The organism is Haladaptatus litoreus (assembly GCF_900156425.1).
In the GTDB taxonomy this organism is placed as follows: domain Archaea; phylum Halobacteriota; class Halobacteria; order Halobacteriales; family Haladaptataceae; genus Haladaptatus; species Haladaptatus litoreus.
Window position 1 is genome coordinate 958672 of record NZ_FTNO01000001.1, and the last position, 13394, is coordinate 972065.

15 protein-coding genes are annotated in these 13394 nt (G+C 58.8%); 6 read left to right on the plus strand and 9 right to left on the minus strand.

Annotated features, from left to right (window positions below):
* Positions 1–2: 2 nt before the first annotated feature.
* Positions 3–971, plus strand: coding sequence for a DUF4349 domain-containing protein (locus tag BW974_RS04935; RefSeq protein WP_076428537.1), 969 nt, complete (start codon positions 3–5; stop codon positions 969–971).
* Between the two features lie 95 nt (positions 972–1066).
* Here BW974_RS04935 and BW974_RS04940 read toward each other — a convergent pair whose 3' ends face one another.
* From BW974_RS04940 to BW974_RS04950, 3 genes are all read right to left on the minus strand, one after another.
* The gene (locus BW974_RS04940) at positions 1067–1501 is read right to left on the minus strand and encodes a DUF7313 family protein (protein ID WP_076428539.1); all 435 of its coding nucleotides are present in this window, start codon (positions 1499–1501) and stop codon (positions 1067–1069) included.
* Between the two features lie 53 nt (positions 1502–1554).
* Entirely contained in the window at positions 1555–2298 is a 744-nt protein-coding gene (locus BW974_RS04945) for an NAD(+)/NADH kinase (protein ID WP_076428542.1), read from the minus strand.
* Between the two features lie 124 nt (positions 2299–2422).
* Complete coding sequence (locus BW974_RS04950) at positions 2423–3733, minus strand: M20/M25/M40 family metallo-hydrolase (protein ID WP_076428545.1); 1311 nt, start codon at positions 3731–3733, stop codon at positions 2423–2425.
* 232 nt (positions 3734–3965) lie between these two features.
* On the opposite strand from BW974_RS04950, the gene pdhA reads away from it, so the two are divergent.
* Both pdhA and BW974_RS04960 read left to right on the plus strand, forming a co-directional pair.
* The gene (gene pdhA, locus BW974_RS04955; RefSeq protein ID WP_084186249.1) at positions 3966–5006 is read left to right on the plus strand and encodes a pyruvate dehydrogenase (acetyl-transferring) E1 component subunit alpha; all 1041 of its coding nucleotides are present in this window, start codon (positions 3966–3968) and stop codon (positions 5004–5006) included.
* A gap of 82 nt (positions 5007–5088) precedes the next feature.
* The gene (locus tag BW974_RS04960) at positions 5089–5325 is read left to right on the plus strand and encodes a hypothetical protein (protein WP_076428548.1); all 237 of its coding nucleotides are present in this window, start codon (positions 5089–5091) and stop codon (positions 5323–5325) included.
* Positions 5326–5327: 2 nt separating this feature from the next.
* On the opposite strand, the gene BW974_RS04965 is transcribed toward BW974_RS04960, so the two are convergent.
* Positions 5328–5582 (minus strand): MTH865 family protein, encoded by a 255-nt coding sequence (locus BW974_RS04965; protein WP_076428550.1) that lies wholly within the window; start codon positions 5580–5582, stop codon positions 5328–5330.
* Between the two features lie 197 nt (positions 5583–5779).
* Here BW974_RS04965 and BW974_RS04970 point away from each other — a divergent pair, with 197 nt between their 5' ends.
* Positions 5780–6826 carry a M42 family metallopeptidase gene (locus BW974_RS04970; protein ID WP_076428553.1) on the plus strand — a complete coding sequence of 349 codons (1047 nt, stop codon included), beginning with the start codon at positions 5780–5782 and terminating at the stop codon, positions 6824–6826.
* Between the two features lie 367 nt (positions 6827–7193).
* On the plus strand, positions 7194–7865 hold the full coding sequence (locus tag BW974_RS04980) for a plastocyanin/azurin family copper-binding protein (protein ID WP_076428558.1): 672 nt from the start codon (positions 7194–7196) through the stop codon (positions 7863–7865).
* An 11-nt stretch (positions 7866–7876) separates the two neighbouring features.
* Here the strand turns inward: BW974_RS04980 and BW974_RS04985 are convergent, their stop codons facing one another.
* Both BW974_RS04985 and BW974_RS04990 read right to left on the minus strand, forming a co-directional pair.
* Positions 7877–8449: an NAD(P)/FAD-dependent oxidoreductase gene (locus BW974_RS04985; protein WP_076428560.1), complete on the minus strand. Its 573-nt coding sequence runs from the start codon at positions 8447–8449 to the stop codon at positions 7877–7879.
* Between the two features lie 37 nt (positions 8450–8486).
* Complete coding sequence (locus tag BW974_RS04990) at positions 8487–8960, minus strand: SRPBCC family protein (RefSeq protein ID WP_076428563.1); 474 nt, start codon at positions 8958–8960, stop codon at positions 8487–8489.
* Positions 8961–9092: 132 nt separating this feature from the next.
* On the opposite strand from BW974_RS04990, the gene BW974_RS04995 reads away from it, so the two are divergent.
* Positions 9093–9686: an arsinothricin resistance N-acetyltransferase ArsN1 family B gene (locus BW974_RS04995; RefSeq protein ID WP_076428565.1), complete on the plus strand. Its 594-nt coding sequence runs from the start codon at positions 9093–9095 to the stop codon at positions 9684–9686.
* 6 nt (positions 9687–9692) lie between these two features.
* On the opposite strand, the gene lrpA1 is transcribed toward BW974_RS04995, so the two are convergent.
* The 3 genes from lrpA1 to BW974_RS05010 all read right to left on the minus strand — a co-directional run bounded on the left by lrpA1 (position 9693) and on the right by BW974_RS05010 (position 13052).
* Entirely contained in the window at positions 9693–10121 is a 429-nt protein-coding gene (lrpA1, locus tag BW974_RS05000) for an HTH-type transcriptional regulator LrpA1 (RefSeq protein WP_076428568.1), read from the minus strand.
* A gap of 104 nt (positions 10122–10225) precedes the next feature.
* Positions 10226–11161: a thiamine pyrophosphate-dependent enzyme gene (locus tag BW974_RS05005; protein WP_076428570.1), complete on the minus strand. Its 936-nt coding sequence runs from the start codon at positions 11159–11161 to the stop codon at positions 10226–10228.
* 1 nt (position 11162) lies between these two features.
* Positions 11163–13052: a 2-oxoacid:acceptor oxidoreductase subunit alpha gene (locus BW974_RS05010; RefSeq protein WP_076428572.1), complete on the minus strand. Its 1890-nt coding sequence runs from the start codon at positions 13050–13052 to the stop codon at positions 11163–11165.
* Positions 13053–13394 lie beyond the last annotated feature (342 nt).

Genomic DNA, 13394 nt, shown 5'->3' on the forward strand with positions numbered 1-13394 from the left:
GTATGATAGCACGGAAACAACTGCTCGCCCTCTCGCTGGTCGTCCTCGTCGCTCTCGCCGGGTGTGCCGGAACAGGTGGAAACGATTCCGATGCCTCGAATGGCACACCGAATGCCGGAAACGGAGGCAGTGCGAACACTCAGTCGGCGGATTCCGCGACGACTGGGGGACAGGAGCGAAACGCGCTCGCGGTTCAACAACGGGCGCTCATCCGGACGGGGAACCTAACGCTCGAAGTCGAGAACTTCGAGGAGGCGAACGCAAACGTCACCCGATTGGCCCGTGAGCAGGGCGGTTTCGTCAGCGATTCGAGCGAGCGCGTCCATCGCAACGGAAACCGAACGTGGACGACCGGAAAAATCGTCTTTCGAGTTCCGGCGGAGAACTTTTCGATGTTCTTCGAGCAGGCAAAACGAATTGGCGAGGTTGAGAAATCGAACACCGGAGCGAAGGACGTGACCGACCAACTGGTCGATGTCGAAGCGCGACTGACGAACCTTCGGTCACAGCGCGAGCAACTTCGCGGACTTTACAAAAACGCCAGCGATACGGAGGCCGTGTTGTCGGTGCAGAAGCGACTCTCGGACGTGCAGGGCGAAATCGAGCGATTGGAAGCGAAACAGCAGTCACTCGAAGACCGAGTCGCCTACTCTACGGTTACGGTTCGGATGCAGGAACCACGGCCCGACGCGGAGACGAAGACGCCGGAGCAGCAATCGTGGCACGAGACGGGTGTGGTGGCCGCATTCCTCGATTCGGTTGACGGGGCATTCGTCATGCTTCGGGCAATCGTCGTCGGCACGGCGTATCTGCTCCCGTATCTCGTCGTCCTCGGCGCGCCGGTCGCTGGCATCTTCGTCTGGCGACGAAACGGGAACGCGCAAACGCCAGCCAACCAGAGTGAACCGGTCGAAACCAAAAGTGCGGGCGAAACAGTCGAAGACGACGAGAGCGACGAAAGCAACGAATAGCAGAAATTTTTGTCTGTTTCAAATTCGGCTCACTGGTATTACTCGAACGGAGTCGAAACGAGAAGGCAGAAAGAAAACGGTCGCGTAAACTCGCCTTAGACGAGGGAGTTCCAGAGCGGTTCGATGAGGAAGAAGACGCTCTGGTAGGCCGCGTAGAGGAAGACAACGAACGATGCGGTAAGCGCCGCCTTCGGTTTGTCCAATGGGACGCCGCGTCGCATTTCGACGGAGCGCGCTTCGACTTCGAAGAAGTCGGTGATGAACAGTCCCAGCACGAGCATCGAGAGAACTATCCCGCCGTGGTGGTGGAGCGTCAGGTAGTAGAACGACACGAGGACGAGGAGGACGTTCGAGAGTTCGTGCGGAACCCAGCGGTCGATCGTCTCGCGGTCGTCATCTCGCGCTTGCTTCCTGTAGTTTCGGAACGCGAGCAGCCGAGTCACCATGTTGACTAATACGAGTCCGAGGACGAGGAACTCAATGACAGGTTCGAGCACATCGATTGGCCCGAGCAACGATAGCGCTTGCATGTTCGAAACTCAGTAGGACAGCGTATTATATTCTTTCCAATTCGCTCGCCAACTCACGGCTCGAAGAAACTCCGTTCGGATGACACGGCCGGAACGGAAAGCATCCCGTCGAACGCCAGTTCGACGGGTTCGTGTGGTTCGACGGGGCACACCTCGCGGTCGTCGGCGAGCAGCACCACCGCGTCCTCGTCGCGTTCGACTGAAAGGGTGACCGGCCCACGAAGCACCCAGTTATCGACGTGGATGGCGAACGGCGCGACCGGGACGACGGAAACGACCCCAGAACCGGGCTGGACGACTGGGCCGCCAGCATCGCGCGCATAGCCTCGGCTTCCGGCGGGCGTGGCCGTGACAACTGCGTCGGCCCGAAATTGGGCGACCGATTCGCCGTTCGCTTTCACCGCATATTCGGAGATTCGCGCGGGTTCGCTCGTCACGAGGGTTGCATCGAACAGCGCGTTCGCAACGTGGTCGCCATCGACCGACGCCGACAGCAGGGGCCGCTCCGTCGTCGTCCAGTCGCCAGAAAGCAGGGTTTCGACGGCAGATTCGACGTTCTCCGCGTGAACGCTTCCCAGTCCTGTTCCAGCATCGACCGGAAGGACGGGAACCGACACGTCAGCATGGACGAGGTCGGTGACTGCTGACTCGCCGACAGCGATGACGACTGTCGGGTTTGTACCGAGGACGGTCTGAGCGCTCTCGTCCGTCGTAGTGGTTTCTTCGGACAGCGCGTCTTCGATTCGCCCGACGAGCGCGGAGTCCGCGTTTTCGCTCGGTACGACGCCTATCCGCATCGGAGTCCCTCCCTGCGGTTGTCACCTGTTTCGGTCATTACCTGAACAGTCTCGGTCTGTCTTGAAAAGGATACCGCGCTGGTCGTTGGGATCCACCGTGACGCGGTGCGTTCTCGGGGCGGCGTTACTCGTCGTACGGCCAGTCGCCGATGATTTTCATGCCCGCGGCTTGGTCTTCGGCCTCCAGTGCGTCCGCGATTTCTTCGGGGTCTTTGTTGCTGACTTCGAACTCGTCGCTCGCGAGGTGTACCGTGAGTTCAGTGAGCAGGATCGCCTGTTCGCGGAGGTCACGGACTTCGACTTTGTCCAGTGTGTCGGCAAACGTGTGCCCCCAGCCTCTGCCCTCATCGCCAGTTTCGCTCATGACGTGATAGCCCGGGACGCCCCACTGGACGAAGGGCCAGTGGTCGCTGTGTGGCCCTTGCTGTGGAATCGTCGTGATGGGATGACCGAACTCGTCCGCGATTTCGTTCGCGGCGTCTCTTAGTTCGTCGAAACCGTGGGTGTAAAACGAGAGGGTTCGCCCGCGGGCGACACCGTCGTTGTTCACGATTGCTTTGATGCTGTCGTGGTCGGTTTCCTCGGCCATGTGCCCCGACCCGACGAGACCGACTTCCTCGGAACCGAAGGCGACGAAGTGGACTTTGGTTTCGAGTTCGTCCTCGCGCTCTGCGAGTGCGCGGGCCAACTCGACGACCATGGCGCTCCCGGCACCGTTGTCCATCGCACCCTCCGCGATATCGTGACCGTCGATATGGCTGCTGACGAGAATCTGTTCGTCCGTGTCCGGCCCGAGTTCCGCGTGGACGTTCTGACTCGTCGCGTCGTGGATGTTCGCCTCGACTTCGACGGTTACGTCGTCTCCCTCCCACCGTCGGGCGAGACGCGAACCAACTTCCTTGCTGACGCCAACCGCCGGAATATCGCCGATTGGGTCGGCTTCGGTGCCGACGCTTCCGGTCGGTGGTAGACAGCCTTCGACGTGGTTTCGGAAGACGAACGCTGCCGCGCCACCTTCGACCGCGTAGTAGTACTTTTCGCGGCGGTGGATGAAACGGTCGTAGTAACTCGGAACGTTCGAGGCGACCATCACGACTTTCCCCTCGATGTCGTTCTCCTCGAAATCGGCGGGCAGTCCGTAGCCGAGGTTGACGAACTCTCCGTCGGCGCCTCCGGACGGACTTCGCGGAAGCGCGATGGCATCCTGCGCCGTGTCTCCGGCGTGAATCGCACTGGTTCCGCGCTCCCAGCCCTGAATGTCGTACTCGTCCAGTCGCGCGTTTCGCGCGCCGACCGATTCGAGCGCGTCGCGGGCCGCCTCCGCACCGCGTCGTTCGCCGTCGCTCCCGGCCATTCGGTCGCCGACATCGACTATCGTTTCGAGGAAATCCCATCCTGCATCGCTCGTGAACGTTCGGCCAATCCACTGTGACATACGCAGACACGTCTCGTGGTTCCAGCGTAAGTGTTTCGAAACGTAACACCTCGATGATTCGTCGGAAATACACCCTCGTTCTCCAACAATCTCGGCGATTTATAATCAAAGTATTTAAGTCACCTACCGATTGTTTCGGATATTCATCCTGTAGCGATGTTTTATAATGAAAGACGTTGTCTCGCCGATAGACGTTCGGAGTTACACAAATATGGCTTCACAAGCACCAGATATGACGCGCGTGGTTGGACTCGATGGCACTGTCGAAGAGGACGTGAACCTCTCGGCATCTGACGTAGAGAACATGTACCGACTGCAGGTACTCGCACGCACGTTCGACCAGAAAGCCGTCTCACTCCACCGACAGGGGCGCATCGGGACGTATGCACCTCTGCAAGGACAGGAGGCGGCACAGGTCGGTGCGGCCTACGCCCTCTCTCCCGACGATTACTGTTTCCCGACGTATCGTGACCACGCGATATATCTCACCCGCGGGCACGCGATGCGGGACATCCTCCTGCATCTCTCGGGTGCGGGGAACTACGTCGACCGCGAAGATGCCGAGGGACTTCGAACCTTCCCGCCGACGATTCCAATCGCCACGCAACTGCCTCACGCAGTGGGTGTCGGCATGGCGTCGAACTACAAGGACGACGACTGCGCCGTACTAGCGAGTTTCGGCGACGGGGCCACCAGCGAAGGGGATTTCCACGAAGCGATGAACTTCGCGGGCGTCTTCGAGACGCCGACCGTATTCTTCTGTCAGAATAATCAGTGGGCGATTTCGGTGCCACGGGAGCGCCAAACCGCGAGCGCGACCATCGCGCAGAAGGCACAAGCCTACGGGTTCGAGGGCGTCCGCGTGGACGGCAACGACGTGTTCGCGGTGTACCGCGCGGTGACCGACGCGCTCGAACGAGCGGACGGCGGCGAACCGATACTCATCGAAGCGGTCACGTACCGGCAGGGTGCCCACACCACGACCGACGACCCCACGAAATATCGAGACGAAACGGAAGTCGAGGCGTGGGCAAAAAAAGACCCGCTCGACCGAACCCGAGAGTATCTCGAATCCGAACACGACTGGACAGAAGAAGACGAAGAAGAACTCCGTAAGGAAGCGAAAGAACACGTCGCCGAGGCCGTCAAGGCCGCCGAAGCGCACGAGGGCTACGACACCGACGCCATCTTCGACCACGTGTACGCTGGCGAACATCCACGACACGAGCGCCAACGCGCCGCGGTTCCAGAAAACCCGCAAGTCGAACGATAAGTGAAATAGGAGAAACGTGGATACTCCACAGGGTCGCCAGCACAGTTATGTGTCGGCCTGTGGTACCCCGCACGGGGAAACGATGGAACGCCACGAAACACAGACGGGGGAGTACGGAGCCGAAACAGAGGAAATCGCGGATATTGCCGAGATGGAAATTACGGAGCCGACGCTGACGTGGCTCGAACTATCACGGCCACAACAGCCGATACCAATCGGTAAAAACGACCGCGTGCTCGACAGCAAATTCAACGAACAGCACGACGTGTGGGAGGTACTGCTCGTTGCGTTTCCGGAAGAAAAATCGGACGAAGAGTAGTTTTACAGCATGTCCTTCTGTTTCAGCCCTTCGATGAGGTCATCGACGAGGGCGTTAACGTCGTCGTACGGGAAGTCCTGCGTGTCGTTCATTTTCGTCGCTAGTTCCATCGCGGTGAAGCTCGTGTCGCCGGATTCGAAGCGCGTTCCCGGGCCGTTCGGGAGCGCCGGAACGAGGTCCATCGGACTGCTCACTGGATAATCTGCGCCTTCGAATGCGTCGTGAAACTGCTGTCTAAATTCTGCTTCGTCAGCCATGTCAATGCCTGTGTGTGTAATTGGCAAAAACGTTCCGGAACCACGATAAACAAGTTGTGTGTTTATTGCGGTGCGTCGGAGTATCTGTGTCTCGATTCCCGATTTGCTGTTTCGTCAGTTTACCGGTTTACCAGTTCGTCGGTTGGTCAGTTCACCGGTTCAGCGAGTTTTATACTACGATACGCCGCAGGTCAATCATGGCGTTTGATTTCGATTTCGAACTGCTGCGGGAACTGACCGAAACGAGTGGCGCACCGGGATACGAAGACCGAATCCGGAACATCGTCCGCCGGGAACTGGCAGAGGAAGTAGACGAAATCCGCACCGACGCGATGGGTAACGTCGTCGGGACGATAGAGGGCGAAAGCGACTACGAAGTCGCCGTTCCGGCCCACATGGACGAAATCGGGTTCATGGTCACGCACGTAAACGAGGATGGATTTCTCTCGATAGATTCACTGGGTGGGTGGGACTCCCGAATCCTCCGCGCACAGCGCGTTACGGTTCACGCAGAAGACGAAGATTTGACCGGCGTCATCGGCTCGACGCCGCCGCACCTGCTGGACGACGAGGACGAACAGGACGTTTCTGACGTGTACATCGACCTCGGGCTTCCCGCCGAAGAAGCCGAGTCTCGCGTCTCCGTCGGCGACATCGTCACGATGGAACAGACGACGACGCGAGTCGGTGACCACGTCTCTGGGAAGGCGCTGGACGACCGCGTCTGTCTCTTTGCGATGGTCGAAGCCGCAAAGCGAATCGAGAATCCGAGCGTGACGATTCATTTCTGTGCCACGGTACAGGAGGAAGTCGGCCTTCGGGGAGCGGAAGCCCTCGGTGTGGACGTTGACCCAGACCTCGCCGTCGCACTCGACGTGACGGTCGCGAACGACATTCCCGAGGTCAAGTACGAAAAGGACTACGTCACCTGTCTCGGCGGGGGAACCGCCATCAAACTCAAAGACGGGAGCGTCGTCACCTCGCCCAAAGTCCACCGACGAATGCGCGAACTGGCCGAGGAACGCGACATCGACCACCAACTGGAAGTGCTTCCATCCGGCGGCACCGACACCGCCGGATTCCAGAACACACACGGTGCAAAGCCGGTCGGCGCGGTTTCTATCCCGACGCGCTATCTGCACACCGTAACCGAAAGCGCCCACGGCGACGACGTTTCGGCAACCATCGACCTGCTCACCGCGTTTCTCGAAACCGAAACCGGCGAGCACGATTATTCGCTGTAGGTTCGATTGGCGCTTTTAGCGACGAAGCGACGAGCAAAGCGAGTCGGTCCGAGCGCTAGGCCGGTGACTCAACCGCAACAAACAGCAGGCGACGAAACCGCAGTAGCCAGAATGGACACAACCGCCCGAAATCAGCATTCTACACGACCGCCAGCAGCCAGCTCACCCACCGCGAATGAGGAGCGATAGCGACGAATGAGCGGACTCGGCGCGGACTGAAAGGAGTTCCGAGGTTTTGGTCCAGATTTTGCCAGGGAGGAAGGTCGAATCCGGCGTCATCGTGACGCCGGATTCGACTCCCGACCGCAGGAAAAGGTGGTGGTTCCAAACCAAAGTATTCAGTACCCACCGGTTCCAACCCTCGCGCATGACAGATGGGGAAGCGGACGAGTCAGTCACCCGACGCGGATTTCTCCTCGGTTCTGCGGGCGTCGCGGCTGTCGGCGCGGCCGGAACGGCCGCCGCGCAGGATGGTACGACGACCACCAGCGACGGCACGACCACCGGAACGACCACCAGCGGAGAGGGAACCACGACCAGTGGTGGCAACGGCACCTCCGGCAGCGAAGGAACGACCACCAGCGGCGGCGGCGGTGGCGGCGGAACGGAGACGGTTGTCGTCGGCCCCGGCGGCGAACTCGTCTTCGAACCGGCTGAACTACAGATTCAACCCGGCACCACCGTCGAGTGGGTGTGGGAATCCAATACACACAACGTGATTCCGACGAGCCAACCCGACGGGGCTGGCTGGGAAGGAAGCGGTAGCGAGAGCGAAACGTTCGACACGGGGCACACGTACAGTCACACCTTCGACACCGAAGGCTCCTACGAGTACGAATGTGTTCCGCACGCGACGTCCGGCATGACCGGCACCATCACAGTCGGCGGCAGTGAAGGCGGGGGCGAACCGGCCGGGCCTGCAATTCCCGAGAGCGCGAAAACGCTCGGCGTCGCATCGACCGGCGCGATGGTGTTCACCCTCGGACTGGCCTACTTCTTCATGAAGTTCGGCGGCGACTACGGCGAGTTCGACGAATAGATAACGCGTCCCTACGCGTCCTCCGGCGTATCGAAGTCGTGGAACGCGCGCCCCTTTTCCGCGCTCAAAATATCTAGTCCGGCAGCCGCTCCTCCACCGACGGAGATGGCCGCTTGGATTTTATCAGCGCGCGCTGTCCATCCGGCGGCGTAGGCGTTTTCCACCGTCGTCGCGTTGTCCATGTCGATTGCGACCGTGCCGTCGTCGTTCAGTTCACAGCCCAATTTCTCGGCCATGTCCCGAGCGCGGCCTGTCGTGAACACCACGTATTTCGCGTCGTATTCCTTCGCATCGTCGGATTCGTCGGACTCCGCCGTAATCGTGAAGCCGTCATCCGACTTCTCTACGCTGGTCACCTCCTCACCTTGCTTTCGTTCCGCACCCTGTTCGTCCACCTGCTCGCGTGCGATTTCCATGTATTCACTGCCGCCGATGCTTTTGATACCCAGATAGTTCCACAGGTGGGCGGCGTGCATCGCAGTTTCGTCCGTATCGAAGACGACCGTGTCGAGGCCGTTTTTTGCGGTGAACAGTGCGGCACTCAGTCCGGCGGGGCCGCCGCCGATGATGACTACATTTGTCATACGCTATCTGATAGCACACTATTCGGTATAAATCTCGTCACTCCAGCAGTTTCTTCGTCTTCTCGTGGCGGTACCGAAACATGGGTTCGAACCCAACTTTGGCGAGTGGACTCCCCGTTTCGCCGAGCGCCGGGAACCGGTATTTCACTTTGTCACGCACGAGCGTCCGCCCGTCTCCCGCATAGAACTGATGAATGTGCGTCCATTCCGGAAACGGCCCGTTGCTCATCTCGTCCTCGAACATGGCAGACCCGTCTCCTTCCTCCCGTCGCACAATCGTCGAAATCCATCGCTGGCGCGGGCCGACGCCGAACGGCTGGAGCGACAACCGAATCTGCGTTCCCGTCTCCAACACGTCCGGGTTCGGGTCACCGTCCGGTCCTTTCACGCCCTCGACGCGGAGGTTCATCCACTCGGGAGTGAGCGCCTCCAGTCCGTCAGTGGTGGAGTAAAAGTTCCACACGTCATCGAACGGCGCGTCAACCCACACCTCACGCTGGTACGTTGCCATTGTGGGATATGTGGCTGCGAACGTCTTGATTTGCTCGGCCGGGCGAAAAATAGGGTCGAGTTCGTCGATTCGATATTCATTCGGTGTTGTGTCTGTGGCAGTTTATCACAACGAATCACGTATCTCAAGACGATGCCGACCATTCGCCTCGCAGAGGTGGACGACGCCCGACAAATCACGGCTATCTACGCACCCATCGTCCGCGATACTATCATCTCGTTCGAGACGAACCCACCGGACGAAAAGGAGATGGCAAGTCGGATTCGAAAAACGCTCCCGAACTATCCGTGGTTGGTTTGCGAACACGAAGGCGAGATTTGTGGCTATGCCTACGCAACTACTCATCGTACACGTGAGGCCTATCAATGGTCGGTGGACGTGTCGGTGTACGTTCACGATTCCCACCGTCGTTGCGGCATCGGGCGTGGACTGTATGAATCGCTGTTCGCACTCCTTCGAGAACAAGGGTTTTACAACGCCTACGCCGGAATCGCGCTTCCGAATCCAGCTAGTGTTACTCTCCACGAATCACTCGGGTTCGAACCAGTCGGCACCTACGAAGCCGTCGGATACAAACACGGCGCGTGGCACGACGTTGGCTGGTGGCATCTGCAACTCGGTTCGACCGAGGAAAAAGCCGAACGACCCGAGCCACCGTCTGCACTGACTGAGATCGATACTGACGACGAAATAGAACGCGGCATGGACTCGATACGAATTTCGTGAATCGACTTATTTGAGACGTTCTTGGAGGAACGATGGATGCGCCGCGGAAACGCCGTCGATGGAGAGGATTTCATCGCTGATGACATCGCCCACCGCATCCCCGTTCGGTGCGCGAACTTCCGCCATCAGCATGTGGTCGCCGCTGCACGTGTACAGCGTTTCGATGTCGGATAATTCCTTGAGCAACCGTGTCGCCTCTACGTAGCGTTCGCTTTCCACGTCGATTCCGACGAGTGCGATACTCTGGCTCGAAAGCTTTTTCGGGTCGATTTCCGCCGAGTAGCCGACGATGACGCCTTCGTCCTCTAACTTTTCGATGTACTTCCGAACCGTCGGTTTCGAAACCCCCGCGCGGTTCGCGATTTCGGAGTACGACGCCTGTGCATCGCTCTCTAACACCTGAAGGATTCGGTCTTCTGTCGATTCAGTACTCATGTTATCGGGATGTTTCACTCACAGGAAAAAATACCTTGCGAAGTGGAAAACACATTGTCAGCCGTGAAAAGGTTAGTCGAATCGTCGGAAGCGGTGAAACGAGATTACTTGTGACGGTCGAGCAGGTCGTAGCTTCGTTCCCACTCGTAATCGTCGTCGAAGTACCGCTCCGCGAGCGGCGTATCCGGCATGTCGCCGGTCGCCTGCTTTTCTTGCTGGTAGGACGGTCGGTCTTCGTCGATGTAGAATCGACCGGTGAGCACCTGCCCATCGTAGAGCGATTCCTCGGCTTCCTGCATCGCTTCGGCGGCCTCACGTCGGTCGTGAACGTCGAAGTCGTAGTCGTCGCTGTCCTGTACGTCGATGTATGGGACGTACTGCTTTGCGTCCTTGTTCCACGTTGGGCACTGCGTCAGGAAGTCAACGTGTGCGAAGCCATCGTGTTCCATCGCTTCCGCGAGGATTTCTTTCGCCTGATTCGGGTTGACCGCCGCGGTTCGGGCGACGTAGCTTGCACCCGAAGTGAGCGCGAGCGACAGCGGTCGAATCGGACTTTTCGCACTGCCGTGCGGTTGCGTCTTCGATTTATGCCCCTTCGGCGATGTGGGCGAGGTTTGGCCCTTCGTCAAGCCGAAGATTTCGTTGTCGAAGACGATGTAGGTCATGTCGTGATTCTCACGGGCGGTGTGCATGAAGTGGTTGCCACCGATGCCGTACCCGTCACCGTCACCGCCTGCGGCGATGACTTCGAGGTCTGGGTTGGCGAGTTTGGCCGCGCGTGCGACCGGCAGGGAACGCCCGTGAATCGAGTGGAAGCCGTAGCTCTGGAAGTAGCTGGACAGCTTCCCGGAACAGCCGATACCGGTGACGAGAAGCGTCTCGTCCGGCGTTCGACCGACTTCAGGCATGGCCTGTTTCAGCGCCTTGAGGACGCCGAAGTCACCACAGCCCGGACACCACGTCGCCTGTGGTTCGAGGCTGGGCGTGAACTCGTTCACGTCGATGTCTCGTTCTTCGTCGATTGCGTTGAATACACTCATTTCAGTCACCCCGTGCGGATTCAATCCGCGTGTTGTGTGCTGGTTCGGCACTGCCGTCGAGTTGCGACTCGAAGCCGTCTACGATGTCGGCTGGCTCGAACGGGTTGCCGTCGTATTTCAGCAGGCTGTACAGTATGTCGCCGTGGCGACCGGTTTCGCCTTGGATGTGGCGACGGAACTGCGCCGTGGCGTTCATCTCGACGACAAGCGCCTCGTCCACGTCTTCGAGGAACGAATTGACTTCGTCCTTCGGGAACGGGAGCATGTCGCTGACGTTCATGGCCTTGACCGAGTGGCCATCGTCGTTCAGCACGTCCACGGCTTCCTCGACAGCACCTTTCGTGCTTCCGAAGTTGAGGATGGCGTAGTCGGCATCCTCGTCGCCGTACACCGTCTGGTGGGACTCGTCCATCTCGTCGAGGTCGTCGCGGATGGCGTCGAGTTTGGACATCCGGCGATCCATCTGCGTGACGCGGTTGTCCGCGTCCTCGCTGATGTGTCCGGCTTCGTTGTGCTCGTTACCGGAGGCGAGGTAGTTGCCGCCCTTCTGTCCAGGCAAGGAGCGTGGGCTGACGCCGTCTTCGCCGTCGTAGCGGTAGCGCTTGAAGCGACCGGCGAGACGTTCTCCTTCCTCGATTTCTTCCTCGGTGACGACCTTGCCGATGTCCGGGTTCGGCTCCTCGTCGAAGACCGATTCCGGAACCGTCTGGTGTCCACCGGAGAGCTTCTGGTCGTAGAGGACGATTGCCGGAATCTGGTAGTTGTAAGCGAGTTCGAACGCCTTTCGCGTCTGGATGTACGATTCGCGCGCGTCACCCGGCGCGAAGACGACGCGGTTCGAGTCGCCCTGACTCGTGTACAGGACGTGTTCCAAATCGCCTTGTTCCGGCTTCGTCGGCATACCCGTCGAAGGCCCTGCGCGCATGGATTCGACGAGCACGAGCGGCGTTTCGGTGATTTCCGCCAGTCCGAGCGGTTCGGACATCAGCGCGAATCCGCCACCGGACGACCCACTCATCGCCTTTGCACCTGCGTGACTCGCACCGATTGCGAGCGCGGCAGCGGCGATTTCGTCCTCGACCTGCTCGGAAATTCCGCCGAGGTCGGGGAGATGTTGGGTCATGATTGTGAACACGTCTGTCCACGGCGTCATCGGGTATCCAGCGATGAAGCGGCATCCTTCGTCCATCGCACCGTATGCGATACCGTGACTGCCGGAAATGAGCACGGGTTCTTCTTCGTGTTCGCTCTCGGGAACCGTCACGCCGACGTCGGTGTCGTAGTTCTCCGAAACATCCTCGTAGGATTCGCGGAGGATTTCGAGGTTGGGTTCGAGGATTTTCTCCGGCATCGCGTCGGTCATCAGTTCCTCAACCACGTCGAGTTCGAGGCCGATGATGGCGCAGGTCGCGCCGATACCAGCCGTGTTTCGCATGATTTCACGGCCGTACTCCTTGGCCAGACCGCGAAGGTCTAAGTCGAAGACGTGCCAGTCGTTCTCCTCGACTCGCTGGTCGAAGTTCGGAACGTCGTCGGTGTCAAGCAGCCCGGAGTCGTAGATGATGACACCGCCTTCACGGAGTTCGTCTAAGTTCTCCGTCAGGGGCTTGATCTCCTCGTCGCCGTAGTAGGCTTCTTCCTGCGGGTTTCGAGCGAAACTGTCACCCAGTGCGAGGAGGAAGTTGTAGTTGTCTCCTCGCGATTTTACTTCCTCATCCGACGCGCGAATCTCCACGTACGTGTGGCCACCGCGAATGCGCGACGGATAGTGTCGATGCGTGAATACGTCCAGCCCCGACCGCATCAGGGCTTTTGCGAAGTTCTGACTCGTCGAGTCGATTCCGTCCCCGGAACCCCCTGCGATTCGCCAGATTAGTTCGTCATCCGTCATAAGTGTAGCTCCTGGCCTCCCTGGCCTAGTGAATAACAGTTGCGCGGCAAGGTGGTAAAGCCTTTGCCATAGATTAGCAAGGAACTATTGTGATAGATGGCGTCTCGCTACTGGTTTCGGAGTTTGAGTCGAGAATAGATGACTACTAACGTGCATACTGTATCTCGAAAATAAATAATAGATAAGTTATTTTTATTATTAATAATTCTGTAGAGCTGTTCCCGTTTTTGTATAGTCAGTTATCTCAGAACTTACGATTTGCTTCTACACTCGTATTTCTACATTGAATGATAGATTAAATCAGTATGCCTCTTTTTTAGCTAACTTATCAAGTAACTTTTT

Coding starts and splice junctions, on each gene's coding strand:
- BW974_RS04935 (WP_076428537.1), top strand. CDS start 3: ATGATAGCACGGAAACAACTGCTCGCCCTCTCGCTGGTCGTCCTCGTC.
- BW974_RS04940 (WP_076428539.1), bottom strand. CDS start 1,501: ATGCAAGCGCTATCGTTGCTCGGGCCAATCGATGTGCTCGAACCTGTC.
- BW974_RS04945 (WP_076428542.1), bottom strand. CDS start 2,298: ATGCGGATAGGCGTCGTACCGAGCGAAAACGCGGACTCCGCGCTCGTC.
- BW974_RS04950 (WP_076428545.1), bottom strand. CDS start 3,733: ATGTCACAGTGGATTGGCCGAACGTTCACGAGCGATGCAGGATGGGAT.
- pdhA (WP_084186249.1), top strand. CDS start 3,966: ATGACGCGCGTGGTTGGACTCGATGGCACTGTCGAAGAGGACGTGAAC.
- BW974_RS04960 (WP_076428548.1), top strand. CDS start 5,089: ATGGAACGCCACGAAACACAGACGGGGGAGTACGGAGCCGAAACAGAG.
- BW974_RS04965 (WP_076428550.1), bottom strand. CDS start 5,582: ATGGCTGACGAAGCAGAATTTAGACAGCAGTTTCACGACGCATTCGAA.
- BW974_RS04970 (WP_076428553.1), top strand. CDS start 5,780: ATGGCGTTTGATTTCGATTTCGAACTGCTGCGGGAACTGACCGAAACG.
- BW974_RS04980 (WP_076428558.1), top strand. CDS start 7,194: ATGACAGATGGGGAAGCGGACGAGTCAGTCACCCGACGCGGATTTCTC.
- BW974_RS04985 (WP_076428560.1), bottom strand. CDS start 8,449: ATGACAAATGTAGTCATCATCGGCGGCGGCCCCGCCGGACTGAGTGCC.
- BW974_RS04990 (WP_076428563.1), bottom strand. CDS start 8,960: ATGGCAACGTACCAGCGTGAGGTGTGGGTTGACGCGCCGTTCGATGAC.
- BW974_RS04995 (WP_076428565.1), top strand. CDS start 9,093: ATGCCGACCATTCGCCTCGCAGAGGTGGACGACGCCCGACAAATCACG.
- lrpA1 (WP_076428568.1), bottom strand. CDS start 10,121: ATGAGTACTGAATCGACAGAAGACCGAATCCTTCAGGTGTTAGAGAGC.
- BW974_RS05005 (WP_076428570.1), bottom strand. CDS start 11,161: ATGAGTGTATTCAACGCAATCGACGAAGAACGAGACATCGACGTGAAC.
- BW974_RS05010 (WP_076428572.1), bottom strand. CDS start 13,052: ATGACGGATGACGAACTAATCTGGCGAATCGCAGGGGGTTCCGGGGAC.